The sequence below is a fragment of the Ruegeria sp. CL5 genome (genome assembly GCF_056536485.1).
The window spans coordinates 1-16364 of the sequence record NZ_JBQFPS010000025.1 but is presented as its reverse complement, the minus strand read 5'-3'; the positions used below and the strand labels follow the sequence as shown (position 1 = coordinate 16364).

The 16364-nt window shown below is 56.9% G+C and carries 11 protein-coding genes; 2 read left to right on the top strand and 9 right to left on the bottom strand.

All coding sequences use genetic code 11. The annotated features are described in order from the left end of the window. The 4 genes from ACR0IU_RS22150 to rpsL form a co-directional block, all read right to left on the bottom strand. Positions 1-111 (bottom strand): GTP-binding protein (locus tag ACR0IU_RS22150; RefSeq protein ID WP_170611170.1); only part of this gene is annotated, 111 nt, incomplete at its 3' end. A gap of 60 nt (positions 112-171) precedes the next feature. Continuing rightward, entirely contained in the window at positions 172-2289 is a 2118-nt protein-coding gene (gene fusA, locus ACR0IU_RS22145) for an elongation factor G (protein ID WP_170328783.1), read from the bottom strand. 18 nt (positions 2290-2307) lie between these two features. Further along, positions 2308-2778 (bottom strand): 30S ribosomal protein S7, encoded by a 471-nt coding sequence (rpsG, locus tag ACR0IU_RS22140; protein ID WP_010441203.1) that lies wholly within the window; start codon positions 2776-2778, stop codon positions 2308-2310. A 15-nt stretch (positions 2779-2793) separates the two neighbouring features. Continuing rightward, on the bottom strand, positions 2794-3165 hold the full coding sequence (gene rpsL / locus ACR0IU_RS22135; RefSeq protein WP_005621086.1) for a 30S ribosomal protein S12: 372 nt from the start codon (positions 3163-3165) through the stop codon (positions 2794-2796). A 397-nt stretch (positions 3166-3562) separates the two neighbouring features. On the opposite strand from rpsL, the gene ACR0IU_RS22130 reads away from it, so the two are divergent. Continuing rightward, positions 3563-4378, top strand: coding sequence for a putative rhamnosyl transferase (locus ACR0IU_RS22130; RefSeq protein ID WP_480717777.1), 816 nt, complete (start codon positions 3563-3565; stop codon positions 4376-4378). Here the strand turns inward: ACR0IU_RS22130 and ACR0IU_RS22125 are convergent. Then, entirely contained in the window at positions 4363-5232 is an 870-nt protein-coding gene (locus ACR0IU_RS22125) for a DMT family transporter (protein ID WP_480717776.1), read from the bottom strand. The two genes, ACR0IU_RS22130 and ACR0IU_RS22125, sit on opposite strands and share 16 nt — an antisense overlap. Positions 5233-5402: 170 nt before the next feature. On the opposite strand from ACR0IU_RS22125, the gene fosX reads away from it, so the two are divergent. Beyond that, a complete protein-coding gene (gene fosX, locus ACR0IU_RS22120) occupies positions 5403-5807 on the top strand; it encodes a FosX/FosE/FosI family fosfomycin resistance hydrolase (protein WP_480717775.1) in 405 nt (134 codons plus the stop codon). A gap of 53 nt (positions 5808-5860) precedes the next feature. On the opposite strand, the gene rpoC is transcribed toward fosX, so the two are convergent. The 4 genes from rpoC to rplJ form a co-directional block, all read right to left on the bottom strand. Beyond that, complete coding sequence (gene rpoC / locus ACR0IU_RS22115) at positions 5861-10102, bottom strand: DNA-directed RNA polymerase subunit beta' (RefSeq protein WP_480717774.1); 4242 nt, start codon at positions 10100-10102, stop codon at positions 5861-5863. A 50-nt stretch (positions 10103-10152) separates the two neighbouring features. Then, complete coding sequence (gene rpoB, locus ACR0IU_RS22110; protein WP_480717773.1) at positions 10153-14289, bottom strand: DNA-directed RNA polymerase subunit beta; 4137 nt, start codon at positions 14287-14289, stop codon at positions 10153-10155. Positions 14290-14539: 250 nt separating this feature from the next. Next, positions 14540-14914 (bottom strand): 50S ribosomal protein L7/L12, encoded by a 375-nt coding sequence (gene rplL / locus ACR0IU_RS22105; RefSeq protein ID WP_010441182.1) that lies wholly within the window; start codon positions 14912-14914, stop codon positions 14540-14542. Positions 14915-14993: 79 nt separating this feature from the next. Continuing rightward, positions 14994-15512 (bottom strand): 50S ribosomal protein L10, encoded by a 519-nt coding sequence (gene rplJ, locus ACR0IU_RS22100; protein ID WP_010441181.1) that lies wholly within the window; start codon positions 15510-15512, stop codon positions 14994-14996. Between the last annotated feature and the right edge of the window lie 852 nt (positions 15513-16364).

Sequence of the window (16364 nt, the reverse complement as noted above, 5' to 3'; positions counted from 1 at the left end):
ACCGAAATACTTGGTGATTGCTGCCGTCAGCGTGGTCTTGCCGTGGTCAACGTGGCCAATCGTACCAATGTTGACGTGCGGCTTATTACGCTCAAACTTTTCCTTTGCCATGATGGCCTCCTTTTTCGGTAATGAAGGGAGCCCGTGATCCGGACTCCCTCAAATCTTCGCTTATGCGTATTTCGCCTGGATCTCGTCCGAGATGTTCTGCGGAACCGGATCGTAATGGTCGAACTGCATGGTGAACTGGGCACGGCCCGACGACATCGAACGCAGAGTGTTGATGTAGCCGAACATGTTCGCCAGCGGAACGAACGCGTCGATTGCGATCGCGTTGCCGCGCGGTTCCTGACCAGACACCTGGCCACGACGCGAGGTCAGGTCGCCGATGATACCGCCGGTGTATTCTTCCGGCGTGATCACTTCGACCTTCATGATCGGTTCCAGCAGTTTCGCGCCAGCTTTGCGCATACCTTCACGCATACACATCCGCGATGCGATTTCGAACGCCAGAACGCTCGAGTCAACGTCGTGGAACTTACCGTCCAGCAGGGCAACCTTGAAGTCGATCACGGGGAAGCCAGCCAGCGGGCCGCTATCCATGACCGAGTTGATGCCTTTTTCAACACCGGGGATGTATTCCTTCGGAACGGCACCACCAACGATGCGGCTTTCGAACGAATAGCCTTCGCCTGCTTCAGTGGGCTGGATCTCCAGCTTGACTTCCGCGAACTGACCCGAACCACCCGACTGTTTCTTGTGGGTGTAAGTGTGCTCAACCGGCATCGAGATGGTTTCACGGTATGCCACCTGCGGTGCACCGATGTTCGCCTCGACCTTGAACTCGCGCTTCAGACGGTCAACCAGGATGTCCAGATGAAGTTCGCCCATGCCCTTCATGATGGTCTGACCCGATTCCAGGTCGGTTTCCACACGGAAGGACGGGTCCTCGGCGGCCAGACGGGCCAGACCCTGAGACATCTTCTCTTGGTCGCCCTTGGTTTTGGGCTCAACCGCGATCTCGATCACCGGATCAGGGAAGGTCATGGTTTCCAGAACCACCGGATCCTTCGCGTCACACAGGGTGTCACCGGTGGTGGTGTCTTTCAGACCCGCCAGCGCGATGATGTCGCCTGCAAACGCTTCTTCGATCTCTTCCCGGTTGTTCGAGTGCATCATCATCATACGACCGATGCGCTCTTTCTTACCTTTGGTCGAGTTCAGGATCGAGTCGCCCTTGTTCATGGTGCCCGAGTAGATCCGGGTAAAGGTCAGCGAGCCAACAAAGGGGTCGTTCATGATTTTGAACGCCAGACCCGAGAAGGCCATGTCGTCGTCTGCACGACGCGCGATGTCACGAACTTCTTCCTCGTCACCGGGTTTGAAGCCCATGTAATCAACAACGTCCAGCGGGCTGGGCAGATAGTCGATCACAGCGTTGAGCAGAGGCTGAACGCCTTTGTTCTTGAACGCAGACCCACCCAGAACCGGAACGAACGCGATTTCCAGCGTACCTTTGCGCAGCAGGGCGCGCAGGGTCGGAACGTCGGGCTCATTGCCTTCCAGGTATTCCATCATCGCGTCGTCGTCCATTTCGACGGCCGCTTCGATCATCTTGCCGCGCCATTCGTCAGCCATGTCTTTCAGGCTGTCGCGGATCGGAGCTTTGATCCAGCTTGCGCCCAGATCTTCGCCCTGCCACAGCCACTCTTCCATGGTGACCAGGTCGATCAGGCCTTCCAGCTCGGACTCGGCGCCGATCGGAATACCAACCGGAACAGCGCGTGCGCCGGTGCGGTCTTCGATCATGTTGACGCAGTTGAAGAAGTCAGCGCCGATCTTGTCCATCTTGTTGACGAAAACCATACGCGGAACCTTGTAGCGGTCAGCCTGACGCCACACGGTTTCGGTCTGGGGCTCAACACCGGCGTTTGCGTCCAGAACGCAGACGGCACCGTCGAGAACCGCCAGCGAACGCTCAACTTCGATGGTGAAGTCAACGTGGCCGGGGGTGTCGATGATGTTCAGGCGGTGCTTAGGAGTTTCTGCGGTCTGACCGTCCTCGGTGCGTTCCCAGAAAGTGGTGGTCGCAGCCGAAGTGATGGTGATGCCGCGTTCCTGCTCCTGCTCCATCCAGTCCATGGTGGCTGCACCATCGTGCACCTCACCGATGTTGTGGGATTTACCAGTGTAATACAGGATACGCTCCGAGCAGGTGGTCTTACCTGCGTCGATGTGCGCCATGATACCGAAGTTACGGTACAGTTCGAGCGGATATTCGCGTGCCATTGGTCTAAGCCTCTCGGATTACCAACGATAATGGCTGAAGGCTTTGTTCGCCTCGGCCATCTTGTGGGTGTCTTCGCGTTTCTTGACGGCAGTACCGCGGGACTGAACGGCGTCCAGCAGCTCGCCTGCAAGGCGCTCTTCCATGGTGTTTTCGTTGCGGCCGCGCGCAGCAGTGATCAGCCAACGGATGGCCAGTGCTTCGCGGCGCTCGGGGCGCACTTCGACCGGAACCTGATAAGTTGCACCACCAACCCGGCGCGAGCGAACCTCGACCGACGGTTTGATGTTGTCGAGCGCTTCGTGGAACACTTCGACAGGTGCGCGCTTCACCTTGTTCTCAACGCGATCAAATGCGTTGTAAACGATGCGCTCTGCGACCGACTTCTTGCCGTCGATCATCAGGTTGTTCATGAACTTGGTCAGTACCTTGTCGCCAAATTTGGCGTCAGGCAGGACTTCGCGTTTTTCGGCGGCGTGACGACGTGACATATCAGCCTCTCCTTCTTACTTGGGACGCTTCGCGCCGTATTTCGAACGACGCTGCTTACGATCTTTGACGCCCTGAGTATCCAGAACACCGCGCAGAATGTGGTAACGCACACCGGGAAGGTCTTTCACACGGCCGCCACGGATCAGAACAACCGAGTGTTCCTGCAGGTTGTGGCTTTCACCGGGGATGTACGAGATGACCTCGAACCCGTTGGTCAGGCGCACCTTGGCAACCTTACGCATCGCCGAGTTCGGCTTTTTCGGTGTGGTGGTGTACACGCGGGTGCAGACGCCGCGTTTCTGCGGGCACTGCTCCAGGTGCATGGACTTCGAGCGTTTTACTTTGGGCTGCCGCGGTTTGCGGATCAGCTGTTGAATAGTTGGCATTCCGGTTTCTTCCCCGTTTTGCAACACACATGACATGCACGCGGCAGCGTGCGGTTAAATTCGCTGCACTTATGCGTCCACAAGCGCAAAACCCGCGAGCGTTCCCATTCCGAGGTGAACGTCGCGGTTTGTTATCAGAGGGCGCGAACGATAAAAGTGTCCGGGCCTTGACCAGTTCATTACTGAAATCGGTTACGGGGCGGCCCCCGGTACCGAGATGTCGCGCGTAATAGGGGGAGTCGGCCCGAGTGTCAACAGCCATGCAACAAAGGCGTGTGGCACATCAAGATATCAGCCATTTATCAGGATTGGGCTGGGAATTCCACTGTTCGCCCGCATTGCGGCTTATACCTACCGCGTGCATAGTGGGCGCGTCCCGCTATCCATTGGATGATCCATGCAAGTCATTGGCCTGTGCCGATTTTCATTCCCTGCCCTCGGCGATTTCCAAATCGAACACGACACGGTCGAAGAGCGGCGGCGCCATTTATACCACCCTACCCGTCTGGAAGAGCGGTTTCGCCTGTTTGAATCCCTAACCTTGCCCAGCTTTCGCGCACAAACCGATGAGGATTTCCAGCTTCTGATCGCCGTCGGAGAGTGTCTTCCGAAGGCGGCGTTTGACCGGCTCAAAGATCTAACCACTGACATCAAGCAGGTTCAGATCATCCAAAGAGCAGTCGATCCAGATCAGAAACACCGGCAAGTCATGAAACAAATCCTTCAAATCGCGCGCTCGCATCCAGACCGGCCTTGTCTTCAATTCCGTCATGACGATGACGACAGCGTTTCCATAGATTTCGTGGAAAAACTCCGAGAAGCCGCAGATGACGGCGCAGGTTTGATCAAGAAAAATCAAGCGATCGGGATAGATTTCAACAACGGGTATCAGGCCAGTTTTAGACCCGCAGGCACACAGGCAGCGCAGGTCTACAAGTCTTTGCTCGGGGTTGGACTGGGCATGCTGGTCTCGGGCGGATGCACTCACACAATCATAAGCTTCACCCATAACCGGATCGGACGTTTCATGCCGGTTATCAGCTATCCCGATCACCCGATGTGGATCAGGTCACTGAACAATTTCAACGACTCGCCACGCGCAGGGAAACAGAAGGCGCAACTTGCTCCGATAACACCGGAGATCGAATCCGAATTTGCCACACGTTTCGCGATAAATCCGCGGTTCGCGCGGTTACATCAGTCCTCCGCCTGACGCGATCGTTCGCGGAACAGTGTGAACATCCCTGCCCCGACGACCAATACCGCGCCAAACAGGGTAATCGAATCGGGCCAGTCCCCAAATACTGCCCATCCAAGCCCCAGCGCCCAAAGCAGACTGGAATAGCGGAATGGCGCAATAAAACCGACCTCCCCCACGCGCATCACCATGACGCTGAACAGATACCCCATCAAAACAAAGACCGCGGCACTGGCGACCATCGCACCTGATGCGGTCGAAACCGGCACCCACCCCTCGAAAACTGACACGATTGCAGCAACAGAGGTGATAGAAACCGATGTTGCCAACGTCACAACCATGGATGGCACTTCTGCGGACATGCGTCGCGTGATAAGATCACGGGCCGTAACCGATGCAACCGCAATCAGTGCATAAATGGCGTAAATGCTGAAGCCATCCGGGCCGGGCCGAACGATCAGCAACATTCCAACAAATCCCATTGCAATCGCGACAATCCTCCGCCACCCGATTTTTTCCTGAAAAAACAACGCAGCGCCCAGGGTCACAGTCAAGGGTAACGCTTGCAACACCGCCGTTACATTGGCCAACGGCATGTGCATTAACGCAGTCAGGAAGAAGAATGTCGCCGACAATTCGGCAAGGCATCGAAACACAACCAACCACTTATCGTGGCGGGAAAAATCCAAATGAAGCGCCCCAAGATGGCGTGCAAGAAAGAACACGAGAATCGTTGCCAACGCCCCTCGTGTGGCGACCAACTGGAACAGCGGCATATCCTGCCCCACCACCTTCACGAGCGTATCGTTGACGGTAAAGGCAGCCATGCTGCCCATCATCAGCAAGGCGCCCCTTAGATTTGGTGTCATTCTGGTTTCGCCCGATCCCACTACAATGTGCCCATTGGCCAATCAGGCAAACCCAATGTCAACTCTGCAATGGATAATCAGCCATCGCAGGTGAGTCAGGATGGACCTAGAGGCTGACTTTGACCGGTACATTGTTATTTTGAAGTCCGGTCAAACTGAAGAGGTGCACTGTGATTGAGGGCCTGAGCCATATTACCTTCATCACCCGAAATCTGGACAAGATGGAAGAGGTACTGACAACAATTCTGGATGCCAAAAAAATCTACGACAGCGGCGATCGGACTTTCTCGCTTTCAAAAGAGCGGTTTTTCGATATCGGGGGTGTTTGGGTCGCGATTATGGAGGGCGATCCGCTGTCCGAAAAAACCTACAATCACGTCGCGTTCAAGATGAGCGTAGATGAATATGACGACAGGTTGCAACGCATCCGGTCGCTGGGCCTTGAAATCCGGGAGGGTCGATCCCGCGTACCCGGGGAAGGGCAATCAATCTATTTTTGTGACTACGACAACCATATGTTTGAACTGCACAGCGGTACGCTGGAGGAACGATTAAAACGGTACGCCGCGGGCTAAATAAAAAAGGCCCCGCAATTTTGCAGGGCCTCATTTGTTTTATGCTGCGGTGCTTATTCGCGGCTTTCCGGTGTTTCCACCAGAACGTCCAGCTCATCACCGACCATATCGTCGTCGAATGTCGGAGCGGCCAAAGCAGCGGCCGCTTCGGCCTCTTCCCGGCGGGCTTCGATAACCACGTTGTCACGCGACTGCGCGATGTGGCGCACGGCCTGAGTGGCCCCACCGGTACCGGCGGGGATCAGGCGACCAACGATGACGTTCTCTTTCAGGCCAACCAGCTTGTCTTTCTTGCCTTGAACCGAAGCTTCGGTCAGCACGCGGGTGGTTTCCTGGAACGACGCCGCCGAGATGAACGAACGCGTCTGCAGCGAGGCTTTGGTGATCCCCAAGAGGATCGGCTCGCCCTGCGCCGGACGACCGCCGCGCGAGATGGTTTTCTCGTTGGCTGCGTCGTACTCCTGTTTGTCGACATGCTCGCCTTTTAGCAGGGTGGTGTCGCCTGAATCCAGGATCTCCCACTTCTGCAGCATCTGGCGCACGATGACTTCGATGTGCTTGTCGTTGATCTTCACGCCCTGCAGACGATAAACGTCCTGCACTTCGTCGATCATGTAATCCGCCAGCGCTTCGACGCCCATAATGGACAGGATGTCATGAGGAGCCGGGTTACCATCCATCAGGTATTCACCCTTCTGGATGAAGTCCCCTTCGGCAACCGGGATATGCTTGCCCTTGGGCACCATGTACTCGATGGTCTCCATCGACTCGTCAGCCGGTTCGATGCTGATGCGGCGCTTGTTCTTGTAGTCGCGGCCAAAGCGCACGTAACCATCGGCTTCTGCGATGATCGCGTGATCTTTCGGACGGCGGGCTTCGAACAGTTCGGCCACACGCGGCAGACCACCGGTGATGTCCTTGGTCTTAGCACCTTCACGCGGGATACGCGCGACAACGTCACCGGCTTCGATCTGCTGACCATCTTCGACCGACAGTATCGCATCCACCGACATCGGATAGTGAACCGGGTTGCCCGCATCGTTGCGGACCGGCTCGCCATCTTCGCCGACCAGAATGATCTCGGGCTTGAGGTCGCTACCTTTGGGGGCAGCGCGCCAATCGATCACGATCTTCTGGGTCATACCAGTTGCATCGTCGGTCTCATCGCGGACAGCGATGCCCGAAACAAGGTCGACATATTTCGCAGTACCGGCCTTCTCGGCGATGATCGGCAGAGTGTAGGGGTCCCATTCGTACAGCTTGTCGCCACGGGCCACGTTTGTGCCGTCCTTGACGAACAGCTTGGAGCCATAGCCCAGCTTGTGGCTGGCACGCTCTTCGCCGTGTTCATCGCTGATCACCAGCTTCATGTTCCGGCCCATGACCAGGCTTTCGCCTGCGGCATTGACCAGAATCTGCGGGTTCTCGAAGGAAACGACACCTTCCTGGCTAGCTTCCTGGAACGACTGCTGACCACCTTGCGCAACACCACCGATGTGGAAGGTCCGCATGGTAAGCTGTGTACCGGGCTCACCGATGGACTGCGCGGCGATGATGCCGACAGCCTCACCTGTGTTCACCATGGTACCACGTGCAAGGTCACGACCGTAGCAGGTGGCGCAGACGCCTTCCTCGGACTCACAGGTCAGAGGCGAGCGGATGCGCATCGAAGCAACACCGGCTTCGTCAATGGTGTCCGCCATGCGTTCGTCGATCAGTTGACCAGCAGCGACAATCACCTCATCGGTACCCGGACGCAGAACATCGTCCGCAGCTACACGGCCCAGCACGCGTTCGGCCAGCGAGGCAACAACCTCGCCGTCGTTCACGGCGGCTTCGGCAGTGATCGCACGCTCGGTACCACAGTCGATCTCACGAACGATGCAGTCCTGAGCGACATCCACCAGACGACGGGTCAGGTAACCCGAGTTCGCCGTCTTCAGAGCGGTATCCGACAGACCCTTACGGGCACCGTGGGTCGAGTTGAAGTACTCGAGAACGGTCAGACCTTCCTTAAAGTTCGAGATGATCGGTGTCTCGATGATGTCACCGTTCGGCTTGGCCATCAGGCCGCGCATACCGCCCAGCTGTTTCATCTGAGTAACCGAGCCACGCGCACCAGAGTGGGCCATCATGTAGACCGAGTTCGGTTCCTGATCCGACCCGTCTTCGGCTTTGGCAACGTCCGAGATGGTGCTCATCATCGCCTCGGTGACGCGGTCGTTACACTTCGACCAGGCATCGACAACTTTGTTGTACTTTTCGCCCTGAGTGATCAGGCCGTCCATGTACTGCTGTTCAAAGTCCTTCACCTGACCGCGAGTGTCATCAACGATGCCCCACTTGTCATCGGGGATGACCATGTCGTCCTTACCGAACGAGATGCCCGCCTTGAACGCTTCTTTGAAGCCCATCGACATGATCTGGTCACAGAAGATGACCGACTCTTTCTGACCGCAGTAACGGTAGACGGTGTCGATCACCTGCTGCACTTCTTTCTTCCGCAGCAGGCGGTTGACCAGCTCGAACGGCGCTTTGTTGTTCATCGGCAGCAACGCACCCAGACGTAGACGGCCCGGAGTGGTTTCATAGCGCTTTTGAACTTCGTTGCCTTCGTCGTCGATCTGCGTGATCCGCGCGGTGATTTTCGAGTGCAGATGCACTTCACCCGCGTCCAGCGCATGCTGAACTTCTTCGATCGAACCGAAGACCTTGCCTTCGCCGGGCATGCCTTCGCGTTCCAGGGTCACATAATACAGACCCAGGATCATATCCTGCGACGGAACAATGATCGGTGCGCCGTTTGCAGGCGACAGAACGTTGTTCGTCGACATCATCAGAACACGGGCTTCCAGCTGGGCCTCAAGGCTCAGCGGGACGTGAACGGCCATCTGGTCACCGTCGAAGTCGGCGTTAAAGGCCGAGCAGACCAGCGGGTGCAGCTGGATGGCTTTACCTTCGATCAGAACGGGCTCGAACGCCTGAATGCCAAGACGGTGCAACGTCGGCGCGCGGTTCAGCATGACAGGGTGTTCGCGGATCACCTCGTCGAGGATATCCCACACTTCGGGACGCTCTTTCTCGACCAGTTTCTTCGCCTGCTTAACAGTCGAAGACAGACCCTTGGCTTCAAGGCGCGAATAGATGAACGGCTTGAACAGTTCCAGAGCCATCTTCTTGGGCAGACCACACTGGTGCAGCTTGAGTTCCGGACCGGTCACAATGACCGAACGGCCCGAGAAGTCGACGCGCTTACCCAGAAGGTTCTGACGGAAGCGACCCTGCTTACCTTTCAGCATGTCCGACAGCGATTTCAGCGGACGCTTGTTGGCGCCGGTGATCACGCGGCCACGACGGCCATTGTCGAACAGAGCATCCACGGATTCCTGCAGCATCCGCTTTTCGTTACGGACGATGATATCAGGTGCGCGCAGCTCGATCAGACGCTTCAGACGGTTGTTCCGGTTGATGACGCGGCGATACAGATCGTTCAGATCCGAGGTCGCGAAACGGCCACCATCCAGCGGAACCAGCGGACGCAGTTCCGGTGGAATGACCGGGATCACGGTCATCACCATCCACTCAGGCCGGTTGCCCGACTCGAGGAAGGATTCAACAACCTTCAGACGCTTGATGATCTTCTTGGGCTTCAGCTCGCCGGTTGCTTCGGCCAGATCAGCGCGCAGCTGCTCGGCTTCGGCTTCCAGATCGATCTGGGCCAGCATCTCACGGATGGCTTCGGCACCTATATTCGCGGTGAACGCGTCCATGCCGTAGGCATCCTGAGCGTCCATGTACTCTTCTTCAGTCAGCATCTGGCCGTAGGTCAAGTCAGTCAGACCGGGCTCGATGACGACGTAGTTTTCAAAGTACAGAACACGTTCCAGATCGCGCAGCGTCATGTCCAGCATCAGGCCGATGCGGGACGGCAGCGACTTCAGGAACCAGATGTGTGCAACAGGCGCGGCCAGTTCGATGTGGCCCATACGCTCGCGGCGGACTTTCTGCAGGGTGACTTCCACACCGCATTTCTCGCAGACAACGCCGCGATATTTCATCCGCTTATATTTGCCGCACAGGCATTCGTAATCTTTGATCGGGCCAAAGATACGCGCGCAGAACAGACCGTCACGCTCGGGCTTGAACGTCCGGTAGTTGATGGTTTCGGGTTTCTTGATCTCGCCATAGGACCAAGACAGGATCCGCTCGGGCGACGCCAGCGAGACCTTGATCTCGTCGAATACTTTCGGGGGCGTCAGCGGGTTGAACGGGTTGTTGGTGATTTCCTGGTTCATTTGTTACCTCAAATCTTGCGGAAGGGGGGACGGGAGAAAGGGCAAGGCCCTTACTCCTCAACCTCCGCATCCAGGAGTTCCATATTCAGGCCGAGACCACGGACTTCTTTAACCAGAACGTTGAACGATTCCGGTACGCCCGCTTCGAAGTTATCCTCGCCCTTGACGATCGACTCATAGACCTTGGTCCGGCCGGCGACGTCATCCGATTTCACGGTGAGCATCTCCTGCAGGGTGTAGGCGGCGCCGTAAGCTTCCAGAGCCCAGACTTCCATCTCACCAAAGCGCTGACCACCGAACTGCGCCTTACCACCCAACGGCTGCTGGGTAACCAGGCTGTACGGCCCGGTAGAACGCGCGTGGATCTTGTCGTCCACCAGGTGGTGCAGTTTCAGCAGGTACTTGATGCCCACGGTCACCGGACGTGCGAATTGCTCACCGGTACGACCGTCGAACAGAACCGACTGACCACTTTCCGAGAAGCCGGCACGCACCAGCGCATCGTTGACGTCTGCTTCCTTGGCACCGTCGAAGACCGGGGTTGCGATCGGAACACCGCGGGTCACGTTGCCCGCAGCCTCGATCAGGCCATCCTCGTCTAGACCGGTGATGCCTTCTTCGTAGACATCTTCGCCATAGGCCAGCTTCATCGCTTCGCGAACCGGGGTCAGGTCGCCGGACCGGCGATATTCACCCAGAGCGTCGTCGATGTTCAGACCCAGACCGCGTGCGGCCCAACCCATGTGGGTTTCAAGAATCTGACCAACGTTCATACGCGAAGGCACGCCCAGCGGGTTCAGACAGAAGTCTACCGGAGTACCATCGGCCAGGAACGGCATGTCTTCCATCGGAACAACCTTGGAGATCACACCTTTGTTCCCGTGACGACCGGCCATCTTGTCGCCCGGCTGCAGCTTGCGCTTCACGGCAATGAAGACTTTGACCATCTTCATCACACCCGGCGGCAGGTCGTCGCCACGGCGGACTTTCTCGACCTTGTCCTCGAAACGGGCATCCAGAGCGCGCTTTTGCACTTCGTACTGCTCGTTCAGAGCCTCAACGATCTGAGCGTCCTGCTCACCTTCCAGCGCCAGTTGCCACCACTGACCACGGGTCAGCGTTTCCAGCAGATCCTCGGTGATCACCGAGCCCGGCTTGACGCCTTTCGGGCCTTTGACAGCGGTTTTACCCAGGATCAGGCCTTGTAGACGCGCATAGATGTTGCGGTCAAGGATCGCCAACTCGTCGTCCCGGTCACGGGCCAAGCGTTCGACTTCCTCACGCTCGATCTGCAGCGCCCGCTCGTCTTTCTCGACGCCGTGACGGTTGAAGACGCGGACCTCAACGACCGTACCGTAATCGCCCGGCTTCACGCGCAGCGAGGTGTCGCGCACGTCAGATGCCTTCTCACCAAAGATGGCGCGCAGCAGCTTTTCTTCCGGGGTCATCGGGCTTTCGCCCTTCGGAGTGATCTTGCCGACCAGAATATCGCCCGGCTCAACATCCGCGCCGATGTAAACGATGCCCGCCTCGTCGAGGTTGCGCAGCGCTTCTTCACCGACGTTCGGGATGTCGCGAGTGATCTCTTCCGGACCCAACTTGGTGTCTCGGGCGGCGACTTCAAATTCCTCGATATGGACCGAGGTAAAGACGTCATCGCGCGCGATACGTTCCGAAATCAGGATTGAGTCTTCATAGTTGTAGCCGTTCCAAGGCATGAACGCGACGACCACGTTCTTACCAAGGGCCAGTTCACCCATATCGGTCGACGGACCATCGGCAATAACCTCGCCCTTCTGGACGGTGTCACCCACCTTGATCAGCGGACGCTGGTTGATGCAGGTGTTCTGGTTCGAACGCTGGAATTTGCGCAGACGATAGATGTCAACGCCAGCGTCGCCCAGTTCCAGATCTTCGGTGGCGCGGATAACGATACGCTGGGCATCAACCTGGTCGATGATACCGGCGCGTTTCGCCTGGATCGCAGCACCCGAGTCGATGGCAACCTTTTCCTCGATCCCGGTACCAACCAGCGGTGCCTCGGCGCGCAGCAGCGGAACCGCCTGACGTTGCATGTTCGAGCCCATCAGAGCGCGGTTGGCGTCGTCATTTTCAAGGAACGGGATCAGCGATGCAGCTACTGATACCAGCTGTTTCGGCGACACGTCGATCAGATCCACATTCTCGCGCGGGGCAAGCGTGTAGTCACCGGCCTGACGGGTCGACACCAGATCGTTGATGAACTTGCCATCGGCATCCAGAGTCGCGTTCGCCTGCGCCACGGTGTGACGCATTTCCTCGGTGGCGGACATGTAGTGAACCTCATCGGTCACCTCGGCGTCTTTGACGACGCGGTACGGTGTTTCGATGAAGCCATACTTGTTCACGCGGGCAAAGGTGGCCAGCGAGTTGATCAGACCGATGTTCGGACCTTCCGGCGTTTCAATCGGGCACATCCGGCCATAGTGGGTCGGGTGCACGTCGCGCACCTCAAAGCCCGCACGCTCACGTGTCAGACCACCGGGACCAAGCGCCGAGAGACGGCGTTTGTGGGTGACTTCCGACAGCGGGTTGGTCTGGTCCATGAACTGCGACAGCTGCGACGAGCCGAAGAATTCGCGGACAGCAGCCGCAGCCGGTTTCGCGTTGATCAGGTCTTGCGGCATGACGGTGTCGATCTCGACAGACGACATACGCTCTTTGATCGCGCGCTCCATGCGCAGCAAACCGACGCGGTATTGGTTTTCCATCAGTTCGCCGACCGAACGGACACGACGGTTGCCGAGGTGGTCGATATCGTCCACGTCGCCTTTGCCATCGCGCAGCTCAACCAGCGCCTTAATGCAAGCCACGATGTCTTCGCGGCGCAGGGTGCGCAGGGTGTCCGGCGCGTCCAGAGCCAGACGCATGTTCATCTTCACGCGACCAACAGCGGACAGATCATAACGCTCGCTGTCGAAGAACAGGGTGTCGAACAGGGCCGACGCAGCTTCGACGGTGGGCGGCTCGCCCGGGCGCATAACGCGGTAGATGTCCATCAGCGCGCTTTCACGGTTCAGGTTCTTATCCTGAGCCATGGTGTTGCGCATGTAGGGGCCTACGTTGACGTTGTCGATGTCCAGAACCGGGATGTCGGTGATACCTGCATCCATCAGGTCCTTGACGGTGCCGCCGATCAGGTCGCCGTCCTTGTCGTACTCCAGCGTCAGCTCATCACCGGCTTCGACATAGATCGCGCCGTTTTCTTCGTTGATGATGTCCTTGGCGACGTACTTTCCGACGATGTTATCGAAGGGAACCAACAGGTCGGTGACGCTGCCTTCGTCGATCAGTTTCTTGACCGCGCGCGGAGTGACTTTTTTGCCCGCTTCGGCTATCACTTCACCAGATTTGGCGTCAACCAGATCGTAAGTCGGACGGGTGCCGCGCACGCGCTCGGGGAAGAACGGTGTGACCCAACCCTTCTTCTTATCCAGTTTGTAGGACACGGTGTTGTAATACGCGTCCATGATCGCTTCCTGATCCAGACCCAGCGCATAGAGCAGGGTTGTCACAGGCAGCTTTCGGCGGCGGTCGATACGGGCGAACACGATGTCCTTGGCGTCGAACTCAAAGTCCAGCCAGCTGCCGCGATACGGGATGATGCGGCAGGCAAACAGCAGCTTGCCCGAGGAATGGGTCTTGCCCTTGTCGTGGTCGAAGAACACACCGGGGGAGCGGTGCATCTGGGACACGATCACACGCTCGGTGCCGTTCACGATGAACGTCCCGTTCGGTGTCATCAGGGGCATGTCGCCCATGAACACGTCCTGTTCTTTGATGTCTTTGACCGATTTGGCGCCGGTGTCCTCATCGACATCAAACACGATCAGACGCAGGGTGACCTTCAGCGGCGCGCTGTAGGTCATATCGCGCTGCATGCACTCTTCGACGTCGTATTTGGGTTTTTCCAGATCGTATTTCACGAACTCCAGAACGGAGGTTTCGTTGAAATCCTTGATCGGGAAAACCGACTGGAACACACCTTTGATGCCTTCGCCGTCTGTGGGCTGTTCTGCATCGCCGGAGCGCAGGAAAAGATCATAAGAAGATTTCTGGACCTCAATGAGGTTTGGCATCTCCAGCACTTCGCGGATTTTGCCGTAATATTTACGAAGACGTTTCTGGCCAAGGAACGTTTGAGCCATGTCAGATGTCACCTTTCGATGTTCTCAGCGGGCAAAGACACCGTCGGGCCCCGGCATCTTGCACATTCGAGACGACACGTCCGGATCAATTCGTGGCCACCGTCCCGAAGGTGGCCTCCCGATCCGAAAACCGTGTCTTAGAAAACGCCCCAGATAATGAGGCCCTTTCTAAGACAGGTTCGGCTGGACCCGGATTTCTCCGGGCCCAGCCAAAATTTGCGGCGCATCAGCGATGCACCTGTCGGTTGGCTTAGGCCAGCTCGACTTCGGCGCCAGCTGCTTCCAGCTTGCCTTTGACTTCTTCGGCTTCGTCTTTCGACACACCTTCTTTGATCTTGCCGCCAGCTTCGACCAGTTCCTTGGCTTCTTTCAGGCCCAGACCGGTGATGCCGCGAACTTCTTTGATCACGTTGATTTTCGAAGCGCCGGCGTTCTTCAGAACGACGTCGAATTCGGTTTTTTCTTCCTCAGCAGCGCCACCGGCGTCGCCACCAGCTGCAACCATTACGGCGCCGCCAGCTGCGGGCTCGATGCCGTATTCGTCTTTGAGGATGGTTTTCAGTTCTTGTGCTTCCAGCAGGGTCAGACCCACGATGCTTTCTGCGAGTGCTTTCAGATCAGCCATTTTATCAGCTCTTTCCGTTTACAGTGTGTGTTCCAACGTCAGGGATATTTCCCTACGCAGATCATTCAGTGCCAACCGCTTACGCAGCTTCCGCCTTCTCTTCGATGGTGGAAAGGATGCTTGCGATGTTGCTTGCAGGTGCGCCAATCGCGCCGGCGATGTTCGAAGCAGGTGCGCCAATGCAGCCAACGATCGAAGCAATAAGCTCTTCACGAGACGGCATTTTCGAAACTGTTTCGACGCCTTTGCGGTCCAGAGCGTTCTCGCCCATAGCACCGCCGAGGATCTCAAAATTCTTGTTATCCTTGGCGAAGTCCTCGGCCACCTTGGCTGCTGCCACGGGGTCCTCGGAATAGGTCAGAACGGTCATCCCTGTCAGCAGGTCGGCCATGCTTTCACACGGCTTACCCTCAAGGGCGATTTTGGCGAGCCTGTTCTTGGCAACACGCACGGCACCACCAGCGTCACGAGCACGTGCGCGAAGGTCCTGCATCTCGGCAACTGTCAGACCGGCGTAGTGCGAAACCACTACGACGCCAGAGCTTTCGAAGATTTGGCCGAGTTCCTCGACCACTTTCTCTTTCTGGGCTCTATCCACAGTTCTCTCCAAGTTAGGGGCGATATCTCACCCCGGCTCATATTTGCCGCAGCTTACGCTCCGGCGTTCAGGTCCGTTGTTACGGGATGGGCCAAAACTCGCCCGAGGATCGTGACCCTCAGAATTCTTTGGTCTTACCCGTCTCAGGCAGGGAATTAAGGGGCCGCATGGCACCACCCACCGTCTTGGACGAAACAAAATAAAGCGCACGACGAATCGCACGCTTTATTCCGCAGGTCTACTTAGGACAGATAGGCCGGGTTTCCAAGAGGTAAATTGCACCTATGGGTGCGTTTCGAACGTTCAGAAATAAGCATACTTTCGGTGCAAGTCTCATACACGGTAGATAACGAGGACAGCCAAAGCGACTACGAGAGAAAGACCTTTGAGGCATTGTGGTAAGTTGCGCTCAGCTTGTCATTATCGGGAACGCACTCCAAATCAGTCCGCACCATAGGAGCAGATGCAACGCCTACATTTGCCCGTGTGAGTTTCCGGTTATGGTGCTGAGGAGGATTGATCGTGGAGCAAGCAGTTTGGTGAACTGTTTGTAGATCGAACGGGTTGTTTGGAATTTGGTTTTGGGAGTAGGATTTGAACCTCTGACCTTCAGGTTTTGAGCCTGACGAGGTGAAGAGGTTAAGCAACTGTACCGTGTGATCAATTGTAGTCTGAACGGGCTGTACTGAGATTTTCTGATGCTGGTTGCGGGAGCAGGATTTGAACCTGCGACCTTCAGGTTATGAGCCTGACGAGGTGAAGAGGTTAAGCAATTGAACCGTGTGATCAATTGTAGTCTGAACGGGCTATACTGATATTTTCTGACGTTGGTTGCGGGAGCAGGATTTGAAC